This is a genomic window from Ochrobactrum vermis, from assembly GCF_002975205.1.
GTDB lineage: Bacteria > Pseudomonadota > Alphaproteobacteria > Rhizobiales > Rhizobiaceae > Brucella > Brucella vermis.
In genome coordinates, this window is sequence record NZ_PCOC01000002.1 from 1,515,487 (window position 1) to 1,528,725 (window position 13,239).

A 13,239-nucleotide genomic window follows, 5' to 3' on the forward strand; every position below is an offset into this window, starting at 1 on the left:
CCATGCCGATTCAAGAGGGAATTCGGTGTCTAGGCGCTTTGTAAGCGACTGGATAATAATGCCCGAAGCGCCCGAAGAGGTGTGGGGAATGCAATTCAGAATACGGGCTTGCCCGTCGCAACATAGTCTGGGAGGACGCTATGATGAAACTTATCGCCGCTCTGGCGACGACACTTGCTGTTTCCACCGCCGCTTTCACCGCACAGGCACAAAATTATCCGGAACGGACGATCACCATGGTCGTGCCTTTCGCAGCGGGTGGGCCTACCGACACCGTAACGCGGCTTGTTGCGGAATCCATGTCCAAGGATCTCGGACAACAGGTTATTGTCGAAAATGTCGGTGGCGCCGGCGGAACGCTGGGCGCAGGGCGCGTCGCATCCGCCGATCCGGATGGCTATACGCTATTGCTTCACCATATCGGCATGGCGACAAGCGCCACACTTTATCGCAAGCTCGCATACGACACGCTGAATGCATTCGAGTATGTCGGCCTCGTCACAGAGGTTCCGATGACCATCGTTGCCCGCAAGGACCTCGAGCCGACCGATCTCAAGGGGCTGATCGACTATGCCAAGGCAAACAAGGATACCGTGACAGTCGCCAATGCCGGTATCGGCGCGGCCTCGCACCTTTGTGGCATGCTGTTCATGAGCGCGATTGAAACTCCGCTTGTCACAGTTCCATACAAGGGAACCGGCCCGGCTATGACAGACCTTCTCGGTGGCCAGGTCGATATCATGTGCGACCAGACCACCAATACGACCAAGCAGATTCAGGCCGGCACGATCAAGGCTTATGCTGTCACCTCGCCCGAACGCCTGGACGTGCTGAAAGACCTTCCGACAACGAAGGAAGCCGGTCTGGACGGCATGGAAGTGGGTATCTGGCACGGCATCTACGCGCCCAAGGGAACCCCGGCGGAAATCACCGAACGTCTGTCGAAGTCGCTTCAGGTTGCGCTGAAAGACCAGAACGTGGTTGCCCGTTTTGCCGAACTCGGAACAACGCCTTCATCGGAAGCTGACGCGACACCGGCGGCGCTGAAAGCCAAGCTGGAATCGGAAATTGCACGTTGGAAACCGATTATCGAGGCCGCCGGACAATACGCCGACTGATCGCATAACAAGCAATCAGGGTGCGTCATCCGGCATGCTCTGATTGCTTTCCCGTCAGCTGCTTGCAAACGCCACAGCCGACGGAATACGCGACTGACCTCATTTGCCAGACCACCGGCATAGCCCTTTCAACGGCAAATCCGAAAGACGATTGGCCCATGAATGAGCCCTCCAGTAAATTCAAAATAGATCCGACCAACGGATTGTGCGGTGCACTTCTCACATTGACCGGCGCTTTTTTCGCTTATCAATCACTGGGTCTGGACCTCGGCACCTCGCTGCGGATGGGACCGGGATACTTCCCGCTTGTCCTGTCCGGCGTCCTGATCCTGCTTGGACTGGTCATCCTTGTACAGGCAACCCGTGTCTCCGGCGAGCCGATAGGCCCGATCGCGTGGCGCGGCCTGTTCTTCATTCTGCCAGCCCCGATATTCTTCGGCCTGACAGTGCGCGGCCTCGGCTTCGTACCGTCACTGTTCCTCACCTGTCTCATCGCCTCCTTCGCCTCGATGCGTATGAAGCCGCTTGCAGCGCTTGTTCTGGCTGCTGCAGTTACCGTTTTCTCCGTCGTTGTTTTCAGCTATGCGCTCGCGCTGCCATATCAGCGTTTCGGGCCCTGGTGGCCATTCTAGGGAGCGCGGATATGGATCTTTTCAGCAATCTTGCACTTGGTTTCTCAACCGCATCAACGCTCGCAAATCTCGGCTTCTGCCTGATCGGCGTGTTGCTCGGCACATTGATCGGCGTCCTGCCGGGCATCGGCGCGACCGCGACCATCGCCATGCTTCTGCCGATCACGTTCCAGATTGGTGACCCCGTCTCTGCTCTGATCATGCTCGCGGGTATCTACTATGGTGCCCAGTATGGCGGCTCGACGACCGCAATTCTCATCAACATGCCGGGAGAATCCTCGTCCGCCGTAACAGCCATCGACGGCTATCAGATGGCACGTCGCGGACGCGCCGGTGCAGCACTTGCAATCGCGGCAATCGGTTCGTTTTTTGCCGGTACCGTCTCCACCTTTCTGGTTGCAATCTTTGCTCCCCCGCTCACGGAAATTGCCCTGAAATTCGGCTCGGCCGAGTATTTCTCTTTGATGGTCGTCGGGCTCGTATCCTCCGTTGCATTGGCACACGGTTCGATCGTCAAGGCTCTGGCGATGGTTGTTCTGGGACTTCTGCTCGGCATTGTCGGAACCGATATCTATACCGGCACACCACGTTTCACGCTCGGCATCACGGAATATGCGGACGGTCTCAATTTCGTCGCCGTTGCAGTCGGTGTGTTCGGCATCGCCGAAATTCTGCGCAACCTTGAAAGCGAGCATTCGCGCGAAGTGCTGATGGCGAAAGTCACGGGACTGATGCCGACGCGAGATGATTTCAAACGCATGACCGCGCCGATCCTGCGCGGAACTGCCATCGGCTCAGCCCTTGGCATTTTGCCCGGCGGCGGTGCCATCCTCGCATCCTTCGCGTCCTACACAGTGGAAAAGCGCATTTCCAAAACACCGGAGGAATTCGGCAAGGGCGCGATTGCAGGTGTCGCAGGGCCGGAATCCGCCAACAATGCGGGAGCGCAGACATCCTTCATTCCCATGCTGACGCTCGGCATTCCTGCCAATCCGGTCATGGCTTTGATGATCGGTGCCATGATCATTCAGGGCATCGTGCCGGGCCCGAATGTGGCAACGGAACAGCCTGCATTATTCTGGGGTGTGATCGCCTCGATGTGGATCGGCAATCTCATGCTTATCATCCTGAATCTGCCGCTGATCGGCCTATGGGTGAAGCTCCTTACAGTGCCTTACTATGTGCTGTTCCCGATTATCATGACGTTCTGTTCAATCGGTGTTTATAGCGTCAACTCCAATGTCTACGATCTCTTCGCGGTCGCCTTCTTCGGTTTCATCGGCTACCTGTTGGCCAAACTGCGTTGCGAACCTGCTCCCTTGCTGCTGGGTTTCGTTCTCGGTCCGTTGCTGGAAGAGCATCTGCGTCGCGCCATGATCCTGTCTCGCGGTGATCCGGCGACGTTCGTCACTCGGCCGATCAGCGCCAGTCTGCTTGCTCTGGCTGCTGCGGTTCTCGTGGTCGTGCTGCTTCCATCGGTGCGCAAGAAGCGCGACGAGGTGTTCGTCGAGGAGAATTAACACAGGTTAAGCTGAAAGATGACGATGGAACATTGACGTGCTATAGAAGCCGGGGGCTTGGATTGTCGTTTGAATCGCCAGCACAGAGGGAGGTGTCATGGCGGACGAACAGCGTCGAAGCTTTCGGCAGCGACTGGCTGCCATCATCATTGCGGGTATCGGCACGGCCGCCGCAAGCGTGTTTTCCTATGCAACAGCAATCTATGAAGCGGCTAATCCCAACACCGTGCGGGAAGTAAGCACAGGCGAGACGGTCGACACCGGACGCTGGTATGTGGCTGTGACCGGCGCGCGCTTTGGCTCTGTTCCGCCAACCGGCGTAAAACCTTACGAGCCCAAAAACTATCTCATGGTTGATCTCAATCTGGACAATCGTTCGGCATCTTCAGCCTATGCATCGCGAAAACTCCTGACCCTCGATCCACAAAATCCGGCCCTGACCGATCCGACCTTCTATATTGTTCGGGACAAATGGATTGCGAGCCCGATCAATCCGGGCATGCCGGAAAAGCTGACTGCAGCTTGGGAATGGCCGCAAGGTACGCCCCCGCCACAGGAAGTGCGTCTCCTCATCGGTAGTGAAATCTATAAGAAGCGCGATAATCTCTATGGGGCCTCGTCATGGCTTGATCGGGATCCTGTCGCCGTCATCCAATTGCCTGTTCAAATGCCATCTACCGAGGGTGACGGATGATGGGCTGGCTCAAAAGTGCAGTCATGTTGTGTCTGGCCATTGCCGCTCTTTATGGCATGCAGCATTCCACCCCTTATTACAGCGAAATTTTGTCTCCCGTATCGATCAGGGGACAGCAGGGAAAACCTGCCGAGACCAGCCGTTTTGCTGTCGGCGTCGCGAATGTTCATCGGACGCGACAACTGACGACACCCGGAATAGCAAGCACCCGCACCTACAACACGGACGGCGAATGGCTCGTCATTGAGGCAGCAGCGAAAGCAAAGCTTGAAAGCCTCAATCTCATGTCTGTCGAATGGCTCGGGCCGAACGGTATCCGTTACGCCATGAGCAAACGCTTGAGCAATGCATCAGGTATAATCGGCTCCGAGCGGCTGGAGCCGGGCATTCCGCGCCCTGTGCTGATTGTGTTCGAGTTGCCACCCGACCAGATCGCGGGCGGCTCCCTGCTCATCGCCGAAACGGCGATGGTCCCCCTCTCTGAACAGGTGCAGATCAGCATGAATTCGGCTGCACAGGGCAATGTCAGTCCGTCGGTCGCGATCAAGCGTGGCGGGCGCATCATGCCCTGGCAACTGGAGGTAAGCCAATGAGTAAAGCGATCTCGTCAGGCGAGCGGAAATCCTTCTGGATATGTCTCGCCTTGTTGGCTATCGCCTTGCCGCTTGCCATTTTCGTTCATTCCGATGGCGGGCTATTGCGATGGATTGAGCAGAAACTGCGAGAACCGACCATTGTTGCACGAGGTGAAATCCAAACCTACGCAGGGGGCAACTGGAAACTGGTCGCACTGGACAAGTTTCCAGGCACATTACCGAAGACCAATGTGGTGCTTGCCGAAATCGAAGTGGCCATTCAGGACCCTGATCGGTTGAAACAGTCAATGCCCTGTTCGCTGACTGCGATGGACGAACAAGGGCGCAACTGGTCGACACTGTATTTATCCGGGCGCATTATCAAGGAGCTGAAACCGGAAGCGGCCGACAAGCCGCAATGCTTCAATCTTGCCAGTGAAAATGGCGATGGCCCGATTCATCTCGTTGAAAGTTTTCTTGTCCCCGAAGATGTTGGAGAGCTTTCACTGTCGCTCTCTATGCTTGGGGAACAGCCTGAGCGTCTGGTTCTGAAGTAGCCCTGCTTCTCTGGCTCACCAACGCATATTCGAGGGCAGCGGCAAGAAGAGCAATGCGGATGGCATCAAGAACAATGCCGCCATCGAGCTCTGTCGGGCTCCCGACCAGAATAGCCAGAATATTGCCGATCCGCTGCCATGTTTCAATGTCGTGTGGCCCGAGATAATGGGTCGTACCGTACCAGATCCACGCACCGATCCAGTTGGTGGCGCGGTAGAGAACGATAAAGGACAGCAAGGTTCCAAGCCCTGCCCCAACGACCAGTCTCAGGCAAGTCCAGACAGGACGATAGCGGCTGCGATAACCGCCCAGATAATGTGCTGCGAAATCGCTCAACCATTTCCGGAAGGTTGTTCCACGTGATGGGGCCGGCGGAACCGGCGCTTTCTTGGCTGACAGATCATAGCCGTAAATGATTGCAGCCATCACCAGCCAGACCATCGGCAACAGTGCATAGAAGAACAGATTCTGCGCCTGTACCCAAAAGCTCGGCTGCCGGAACTCTACCGGCACAAAATTTTCGGCTGCGTAAGCGCTCATCGAAAACCACGCGGCACTCACATCGAAACCGTCGAGCAAAGCCCCTGCTCCGATCCAGTGAATGAGGTCATCCTTCCATTTATCGAGCGCAAACAGACCGATGAAGATCCAGCTCGCATCTGCAGCCACGATCAGCAGACGAAGCCACGGCGAATGGACCCTTTCATTGGCACGTTTGGCAATCCAGCGGATCAGCCAGCAAACGAGAATTGCTGCGATCAGGCTACCCGAACGCACAAGGTCGAATATCTGCATCTTCTCGCCGAAGGCCGTTCGCTCGAATGCAAGCCGCGAATATTCGCGTACCGTATCGCCGAGAAATCCCCATGCCGCGTAATAAGCAAAGAACGGCAGGATGACGGCTGCCGTCACCATCAGCATACGGTCGGCCTTGCGATTGTCGGGCGAGGATGCCGTGCCTCCCGCAGCAGTCTGGCGCAAGGTGGCAAGGGCTGGCAATCCGGGGCGCAAAGTAGCGAACATCGTCACCACGACGAGCAGCTTGACCAGAACGACAAGCGAGAGAACGACCATTCCGGCCAGCGGAAAATATCCGCCTGCGCGCACCGCAGCATCAAGCAGAAGGTCGCGCGCAATATAGCCCAGTGCGCCGATCAGCAGCAACTGGGGCCAGAAGCGAGCCAGAAGACGGGCTGTCAGAGCGATCAGACCGCCTATATCCTTGAGCATCGTCATGGCCGCAGTTTAGCCAGCTGAATGGTAGGGCTCAACATATTTTATTTGTCTAATATATACTCATTCACTCATCCGCGCCGCGCACCGGACGAAACAATGTCGAGATAGACGGCCAGAACAAGAATGCTCCCCTTGATGATCTGCTGCCAGAACGTATCGACGCCCAGCATGGACATGCCGTTGTCGAGGCTCGACATAATGAGCGCGCCAACCAGTGCACCGAGCACCGAGCCGACACCGCCACGCATGGAAGTCCCGCCGATGAAGCAGGAGGCAATGGCGTCGAGTTCGCCGCCCATGCCTGCCGATGGCGTTCCTGCCGCGAGGCGCGAGGTTGTCGTCAGGCCAGCTACTGCCGCCATCAGCCCCATAAGCGCAAAGACCGCCATCTTGACGAAGTTTACATTCACGCCTGAAAAGCGGGTCGCTTCGGTGTTCGAACCAACCGCATAGATGTGACGACCGAACACCGTTTGTTTCGCGATGACGGTGAAGACACCAAGGATCACCAGCAGGATCAGGACCGGGACCGGTACGCCCTGATAGCTGTTGAGGATCAGGATGAAGCCGAGGATAAGGATTCCGATACCAAGAAGCCTTCCGACTTCCATACCGGATGAAAGCGTCTGGAGATTATGCTTGCGCTTGCTTGCCCGCGTGCGCAGCGTCATCAGGATCAGCACGCCGAACAGGGCAATGGCACAGAGATTGCCAAGCCAGCCCGGAAGATAGCCCTGCCCGATATATTTGAACCCCGGCGATATCGGCGCGATGGTGACGCCGCCCATAATGCCCAGCACGATACCGCGAAAGACGAGTTGGCCGCCGAGCGTGACAATGAAGGACGGTATGCCGAGATAGGCGGTCAACCATCCATTGAAAGCGCCAAGCGCCACACCGAGAACGAGAACCGTACTGATCGTCGCCCACAACGGCCACCCATAAATCACGTCGAGAACGGCGGCGATACCGCCCAGAAGCCCCAGAAGTGCACCGACCGAAAGGTCTATTTCACCGGCAACAATGACGAACACCATCGCGGATGCGAGCATTCCGGTAATGGCCATCTGGCGCAGGAGATTGGAAAAGTTGCGCGCGGTCAGAAACTGCGAACGGCCCATCTCGGGATCGTAAGTGAGGATCGCAAACAATGCCCAGATGAGGGCAACCACGATCAGCAGAGCGACGATCTTGTATTCCGCCAGAAACTTTCGAAGGCTTTTGCCCGTCAATGTCATATCATGCACCGGTCAAATTAGAGCATTTCCAGCAAAGGCGTGAAACGGTTTTGCGTTCGGAAAATGCTTGAAAACAAACAGTTAATCGAGGGTCAGGCTGCATTGGTTATCGGCTTGCCGATTGCGGCAGCAAGCACCTTCTCCTGGGTAAGGTTTTCATTGGGGAAATCGCCGCGCAGCCTGCCCTCGCCGATCACGAGAACACGATCGCTGATGCCGAGAACTTCCGGCATTTCGGAAGAGACCATCAGCACAGCAACGCCCTGTTTCGCGAGCGCGAAGATCAATTTGTAGATTTCATATTTGGCGCCAACGTCGACACCACGTGTCGGCTCATCCAGAATGAGCACCTTGGGGTCTGGCAGCATCATTTTCGAAAGCACCGCTTTCTGCTGGTTGCCGCCCGACAGGGAAGCAATTTCCAGCATCGGGTCTGCCGTCTTGACCTTGAGGCGCAGAATTTCGCGCTGGATCGTGGCCAGCTCCGCTTCCTTGTTCAGCAGTCCGCGCAAGGAAAACCGGTCCAGCACCGAGACCGTCATATTGTAGCCCACCGGCATGATGGGCAGGATGCCATCCTTCTTGCGGTCTTCCGGCACCATGCAGATACCCTGACGGACCGCATCGCGCGGTGTGCGGATTTTCAGTTCTTTGCCTTCCAGAAAGACCTGGCCCTCATGCGCTCCGGGCCAGACACCGAACAGGCTGGACACCAGTTCCGTCCGTCCCGCACCGACCAGCCCGGCAATGCCGAGGATTTCCCCCCGCCGAAGTGCGAACGAAACATTGTCGACCACCTTGCGATCCGGGTTGGTCACATCCCAGCAATTGATGTTGCGCGCCTCGAAAATGACCTCGCCAATATCATGTGGTTCTCGCGGAAACAGGTTCTTCATCTCGCGACCCACCATCATGGTGATGATGGCAGGCGTGCTGAGTTCTGCCATCGGCTTCGTACCGATATGCGTTCCGTCACGAATGACGGTCACCGTGTCTGAAATTTCCGCCACTTCATCCAGCTTGTGGGAAATGTAGACGCAGGCCATGCCTTGTGCCTTGAAGTCCTTGATAAGATCGAGAAGGACACGCGTTTCGGATGCCGTCAGCGCGGATGTCGGCTCATCCAGAATGAGCAGCTTCGCATTCTTGTTGATTGCCTTTGCAATCTCGATGAGCTGCTGCTTGCCGCCCGGATAATGATAGACCGGGAGCGCAACGTTGATGTCGTGGATCTTGAGACGCGCCAGAAGTTCCGTCGCGCGTGCATTCATCTGGTCATAATCGATGAAGCCGCCGCTTGTCGGCTCCGATCCCAGAAAGATGTTCTCCGCGACCGACAGATGCGGCACCATCATCAGTTCCTGATGGATGATGACGATGCCTGCGGCCTCGGTATCGCGAATGCCCGCCGCCTTCAGCTCCTGTCCTTCCCAGAAAATCTCGCCGGTCCAGGTGCCATGCGGATAGACGCCAGAAAGCACTTTCATCAGCGTGGATTTGCCTGCGCCGTTCTCGCCGCACAGACCAACACACTCGCCCGCGCGCACCTTCAGGTAAATACCATCAAGCGCTTTCACGCCGTTGAAGTCCTTACCGATATTACGCATCTCTAGAAGATATTCGGACATCGCATATGACCTTGCGGTGATGCTACAGACAGCGCTGTCAGCAGCAGTCTCAACAGTTCGGTAGGGCCAGAAGCCGGACTTTGATTTCCAGACTTCCGGCCCCACTATTCTTGACATTCCATCGCCGACGTCACGCCCGGCGATGCCCGTCAGGATGGCTTACTTCCCTTCAATTTGTTCCTTGGTGTAGAAGCCGTCCTGAATATAAATGTCGATATTGTCCTTGGTCACGGCAGTCGGCGTCAGCAGAAGCGTGTCGACCTGCTTGCCACCATTATCCAGCTTGGAATTGAATTCAGGCGTTTCGCCCTTGACCATCTGGACAGTCAGCTTGGCGGCTTCCGACGCGATGAGCTTCAGCGGCTTGTAGACCGTCACGGTCTGCGTACCGTCGATCAGACGCTTGACGGCGGCAAGGTCGCTATCCTGTCCGGAAACAGCGGTCTTTCCGGCCAGTCCCTGCGCAGCAAGCGCCTGGATAGCGCCGCCAGCGGTACCGTCATTCGAAGCCACAACGGCATCGATCTTGTTCTGCGCAGCCGTCAGAGCGTTTTCCATAATGGAAAGTGCTTCTGTCGGGCTCCATTCCTTGACCCATTGCGAGCCGATGACCTTCACCTTGCCGGAATCGATGGCTTCCTTGAGGGCCTTTTCCTGCCCGGCACGAAGCAGCTTGGCGTTGTTATCCGTCGGCGAGCCACCGAGGAGATAATAGTTGCCTTCCGGCTTAGCCTTCAGAACGGCTTCCGCCTGCATGAAACCGACGCGCTCATTGTCGAACGAGATATAGGCATCGATATCGGCATTGAGTATCAGACGATCATAGGAGAGAACCTTGATTCCGGATGCCTTGGCGTCAGCAACAACCGCATCGAAAACCTTCGAGTTCATCGGCACGATGACGATGGCGTCAACGCCCTGCGCAATCAGGTTTTCAACCTGCTTGACCTGCTTTTCCTCGTTGCCGTCAGCCGACTGCACATTGACTTTGGCACCCAGCTTCTCAGCCGCTTCAATGAAATAATCGCGGTCACGCGCCCAGCGCTCGACGCGAAGATCGTCGATGGAAAAGCCGATGACCGGATTTTCCGGCGAAGCATAGACCGGCGTTGACGCCATGGCACCAATACCCAAAGCAGCGGCAACCAGCGCGCCGGTCAGAAAATTACGACGTTTCATGCAAATCTCCTCCAAACACCACCGGCTTGCTACCGGCTGATACCAAACCTCGCCCCCGAACGTATTCCGCCCCCGGAGTTCGGCACAACAAAACAGCCCTCTTCAGAGCCGCTTATTCTTGAATGGCTGATCCTCCCAAAGGCGCTACGCGCCAAGATCACTCCATCAGGACAACGTGCAAAAGACACACTGCCCCATCCTCGGAAAACATTGATACGTGAAGAAAAATGAATAGCAAGCATTTTTTGATTTACGTACCTCATTTTTGATCTTATGGTCCGCGTCGAGGAGCGAGGATGAAACCTACAGTCCATGATATAGCCAGAACAGCGGGTGTCAGCCTTGCCACGGTCGACCGTGTGCTGAACGAACGTCCGGGTGTAAGAGCGAAGACGCGCGACCGGGTTACGGCGGCGATGAACACGCTCGGCTACGTGCGAGATGTGGGTGCTGCCAACCTTGCACGCGGCAGGCTTTATCAGTTCGATTTTATTTTGCCGGACAATGAAAATACCTTCATGCTGAGCCTGCGCGCGGAACTGCAATCCGCAGCCGAACGGGCATTGGCCGAGCGTGTTCTAATCAACATCGTGCTTGTTCCCGCATTCGATGAATCTGCACTTGTCGCAGCGCTCGACGAGTGTGCCACACGTAAGCCCGATGGCGTTGCGTTCGTGGCAGTAGACACCAATCCTGTGCGAGAGGCCTGCGCCCGACTGGACGAACAAGGCGTTCATGCAGTCACGCTTGTATCGGACCTCGGACATTCCACACGGACGCATTATGTCGGCGTCGATAACGGTGCGGCTGGGCGTACGGCAGCGCGGCTTTTGGGGCTTTTTGCCAACGGAACGGAGGGCGCGCTAGCAGTCGTCGCCGGTTCATTGAAAGTCCGCGACCATCAGGAACGTTTCGACGGTTTTACAGCGGCCATGAAAGCGGACTTTCCGGGCCGCGAGATATTGCCCGTGCTGGAAGGCTTCGACGAAGGCCCGCGTGTGGAAAAACTTGTCGGCAAGCTGCTTGATGAACGCAGTGACATTGCCGGGATCTATAGCCTTGGTGCGGGCAATAGCGGCCTGGTGAAGGCATTGGTAAAACAAACTTCCAACCGACCGCTTGTCATTGCACATGAACGCGACAACGTGACCTCGCAAGCGTTGACCGATGGGATCATCCATGCGGTGCTGGCGCAGGATGCGGGACATGAAATCCGTAGCGCCATCCGGGTTCTGAAAGCATCGGCGGACCGTTTGGCAATCGTTCCGGGGCAGGAACACATCCGCATCGAAATTTTCCTCAAAGACAACCTGCCGCACTTCGACTGACGCGCGGGCGACAACGCCTTTCCAACAGGAGCAAATATGTATCTCGGACTCGATCTAGGAACATCCGGTGTCAAGGCGCTGTTGATCGATGACGGGCAGACAGTGATCGGCTCAGCCCATGGCGAGCTGGACGTTTCGCGACCTCATCCCGGCTGGAGCGAGCAGGACCCTGCGCAGTGGATCAAGGCTTGCCGCACGGCAATTGATGGCCTGCGCTCTGCCCATCCGAAAGAATTCTCGGCGATTGCCGGCATCGGTCTTTCTGGCCAGATGCACGGTGCTACCCTGTTGGATGAACAGGACCAGGTGCTTCGCCCTTGTATCCTCTGGAACGACACCCGCAGCTATCGCGAAGCCGCCCAGCTCGATGCCGATCCGGCATTTCGCACCATAACCGGCAATATAGTCTTTCCGGGCTTTACCGCCCCAAAACTGGTCTGGGTTGCCAATAACGAACCCGATATTTTCGCGCGCACTCGCAAGGTTCTGTTGCCGAAAGACTATCTGCGTCTCTGGCTGACCGGCGAATATGTCTCGGACATGTCGGATTCGGCAGGCACAAGCTGGCTCGATACCGGTGAACGCCGTTGGTCGCGCGAACTTCTGGACAAGACGAACCTCGACGAGAGCCAGATGCCGCGTCTTGCCGAAGGTACAGACGCAACCGGGCGGCTGCGGGCCGAACTGGCCGCAGAATGGGGCATTGCCGGTCAGCCCGTTGTGGCTGGAGGCGCTGGCGACAATGCGGCCTCGGCCTGCGGCATGGGTACGGTCAAACCCGGCCATGCTTTTGTTTCGCTCGGCACCTCGGGCGTGCTCTTCGCCGCAAACGGCGCCTATCAGCCGAAGCCGGAAAGTGCGGTTCATGCCTTCTGTCACGCCCTGCCCGACACCTGGCACCAGATGGGCGTCATTCTGTCCGCGGCAAGCGCGCTCGACTGGTATGCGCGGCTTGTCGGCAAAACGGCCCATGAACTTGATCAGGGACTCGGCGACACGTTGAATGCGCCAGGCAGCGCAACGTTCCTGCCCTACCTCTCTGGCGAGCGCACTCCGTATAATGATGCGAAGATACGGGGTGTTTTCACCGGTCTCGATCATGAATCGGATCAGCGGGCATTGGCTCAAGCAGTGCTTGAAGGGGTCGCCTTCGCAATCCGTGACAATCTCGCCGCACTGCAATCGGCTGGCACAGATATCAAGTCACTCACCGCAGTTGGTGGCGGCTCGCGCTCCATTTATTGGCTGAAAGCAATCGCGACCGCTTTGAATGTGCCGATTGCATTGCCGGAGGAAGGCGACTTCGGCGGCGCATTTGGTGCGGCGCGGCTGGGTCTCATCGCCGCTACAGGCGCAGATCCGTTCGCAATCTGCACACCGCCACGCACAGAACGCACGATAGAGCCGGAAGCCACCCTGCTCCCGGCCTATGAGGAAGCCTATCAGCGCTATCACGCTCTTTATCCGGCACTTCACGCCCTCGCCGGTCAGTGATGCTGCCGCACGCAATCAGACATGACGACATTCGAACGG

At 57.0% G+C, this 13,239-nt stretch carries 12 protein-coding genes; 8 read left to right on the forward strand and 4 right to left on the reverse strand.

The genetic code is table 11. The annotated features are described in order from the left end of the window. Positions 1-140 precede the first annotated feature (140 nt). The 6 genes from CQZ93_RS21330 (at position 141) to CQZ93_RS21355 (ending at position 5,096) form a co-directional block, all read left to right on the forward strand. Positions 141-1,118, forward strand: a complete 978-nt coding sequence (locus CQZ93_RS21330; protein ID WP_105544540.1) for a tripartite tricarboxylate transporter substrate-binding protein — start codon at positions 141-143, stop codon at positions 1,116-1,118. Positions 1,119-1,276: 158 nt separating this feature from the next. Further along, positions 1,277-1,750, forward strand: a complete 474-nt coding sequence (locus CQZ93_RS21335) for a tripartite tricarboxylate transporter TctB family protein (protein WP_105544541.1) — start codon at positions 1,277-1,279, stop codon at positions 1,748-1,750. An 11-nt stretch (positions 1,751-1,761) separates the two neighbouring features. Beyond that, positions 1,762-3,270, forward strand: coding sequence for a tripartite tricarboxylate transporter permease (locus CQZ93_RS21340; RefSeq protein ID WP_105544542.1), 1,509 nt, complete (start codon positions 1,762-1,764; stop codon positions 3,268-3,270). 97 nt (positions 3,271-3,367) lie between these two features. Beyond that, entirely contained in the window at positions 3,368-3,964 is a 597-nt protein-coding gene (locus tag CQZ93_RS21345) for a hypothetical protein (protein WP_105544543.1), read from the forward strand. Beyond that, positions 3,964-4,557 (forward strand): hypothetical protein, encoded by a 594-nt coding sequence (locus CQZ93_RS21350; RefSeq protein WP_422616113.1) that lies wholly within the window; start codon positions 3,964-3,966, stop codon positions 4,555-4,557. Before CQZ93_RS21345 ends, CQZ93_RS21350 begins: the two co-directional genes overlap by 1 nt. Next, positions 4,554-5,096 carry a hypothetical protein gene (locus CQZ93_RS21355; RefSeq protein WP_105544545.1) on the forward strand — a complete coding sequence of 181 codons (543 nt, stop codon included), beginning with the start codon at positions 4,554-4,556 and terminating at the stop codon, positions 5,094-5,096. The genes CQZ93_RS21350 and CQZ93_RS21355 overlap by 4 nt, the downstream gene beginning before the upstream one ends. Here CQZ93_RS21355 and CQZ93_RS21360 read toward each other — a convergent pair. From CQZ93_RS21360 to xylF, 4 genes are all read right to left on the reverse strand, one after another. Continuing rightward, positions 5,056-6,333, reverse strand: coding sequence for a hypothetical protein (locus CQZ93_RS21360; protein ID WP_105544546.1), 1,278 nt, complete (start codon positions 6,331-6,333; stop codon positions 5,056-5,058). The two genes, CQZ93_RS21355 and CQZ93_RS21360, sit on opposite strands and share 41 nt — an antisense overlap. A gap of 68 nt (positions 6,334-6,401) precedes the next feature. Then, on the reverse strand, positions 6,402-7,571 hold the full coding sequence (locus tag CQZ93_RS21365; protein WP_105544547.1) for a sugar ABC transporter permease: 1,170 nt from the start codon (positions 7,569-7,571) through the stop codon (positions 6,402-6,404). Positions 7,572-7,663: 92 nt separating this feature from the next. Beyond that, positions 7,664-9,199, reverse strand: coding sequence for a xylose ABC transporter ATP-binding protein (locus CQZ93_RS21370; protein ID WP_105544548.1), 1,536 nt, complete (start codon positions 9,197-9,199; stop codon positions 7,664-7,666). 159 nt (positions 9,200-9,358) lie between these two features. Continuing rightward, positions 9,359-10,378: a D-xylose ABC transporter substrate-binding protein gene (gene xylF, locus CQZ93_RS21375; protein WP_105544549.1), complete on the reverse strand. Its 1,020-nt coding sequence runs from the start codon at positions 10,376-10,378 to the stop codon at positions 9,359-9,361. Positions 10,379-10,674: 296 nt separating this feature from the next. Between xylF and CQZ93_RS21380 the strand changes: the two genes are divergently transcribed. Both CQZ93_RS21380 and xylB read left to right on the forward strand, forming a co-directional pair. Continuing rightward, positions 10,675-11,706: a LacI family DNA-binding transcriptional regulator gene (locus CQZ93_RS21380; protein WP_105544550.1), complete on the forward strand. Its 1,032-nt coding sequence runs from the start codon at positions 10,675-10,677 to the stop codon at positions 11,704-11,706. Positions 11,707-11,742: 36 nt separating this feature from the next. Beyond that, the gene (gene xylB, locus CQZ93_RS21385) at positions 11,743-13,200 is read left to right on the forward strand and encodes a xylulokinase (protein WP_105544551.1); all 1,458 of its coding nucleotides are present in this window, start codon (positions 11,743-11,745) and stop codon (positions 13,198-13,200) included. The last annotated feature ends 39 nt before the right edge of the window (positions 13,201-13,239 follow it).

Excerpts from the sequence above, each read along its gene's own strand:
- CQZ93_RS21345 (WP_105544543.1), top strand. The coding sequence starts at position 3,368 with ATGGCGGACGAACAGCGTCGAAGCTTTCGGCAGCGACTGGCTGCCATC.
- CQZ93_RS21380 (WP_105544550.1), top strand. The coding sequence starts at position 10,675 with ATGAAACCTACAGTCCATGATATAGCCAGAACAGCGGGTGTCAGCCTT.
- CQZ93_RS21340 (WP_105544542.1), top strand. The coding sequence starts at position 1,762 with ATGGATCTTTTCAGCAATCTTGCACTTGGTTTCTCAACCGCATCAACG.
- CQZ93_RS21330 (WP_105544540.1), top strand. The coding sequence starts at position 141 with ATGATGAAACTTATCGCCGCTCTGGCGACGACACTTGCTGTTTCCACC.
- CQZ93_RS21365 (WP_105544547.1), bottom strand. The coding sequence starts at position 7,571 with ATGACATTGACGGGCAAAAGCCTTCGAAAGTTTCTGGCGGAATACAAG.
- CQZ93_RS21360 (WP_105544546.1), bottom strand. The coding sequence starts at position 6,333 with ATGACGATGCTCAAGGATATAGGCGGTCTGATCGCTCTGACAGCCCGT.
- xylF (WP_105544549.1), bottom strand. The coding sequence starts at position 10,378 with ATGAAACGTCGTAATTTTCTGACCGGCGCGCTGGTTGCCGCTGCTTTG.
- xylB (WP_105544551.1), top strand. The coding sequence starts at position 11,743 with ATGTATCTCGGACTCGATCTAGGAACATCCGGTGTCAAGGCGCTGTTG.
- CQZ93_RS21355 (WP_105544545.1), top strand. The coding sequence starts at position 4,554 with ATGAGTAAAGCGATCTCGTCAGGCGAGCGGAAATCCTTCTGGATATGT.
- CQZ93_RS21370 (WP_105544548.1), bottom strand. The coding sequence starts at position 9,199 with ATGTCCGAATATCTTCTAGAGATGCGTAATATCGGTAAGGACTTCAAC.
- CQZ93_RS21350 (WP_422616113.1), top strand. The coding sequence starts at position 3,964 with ATGGGCTGGCTCAAAAGTGCAGTCATGTTGTGTCTGGCCATTGCCGCT.
- CQZ93_RS21335 (WP_105544541.1), top strand. The coding sequence starts at position 1,277 with ATGAATGAGCCCTCCAGTAAATTCAAAATAGATCCGACCAACGGATTG.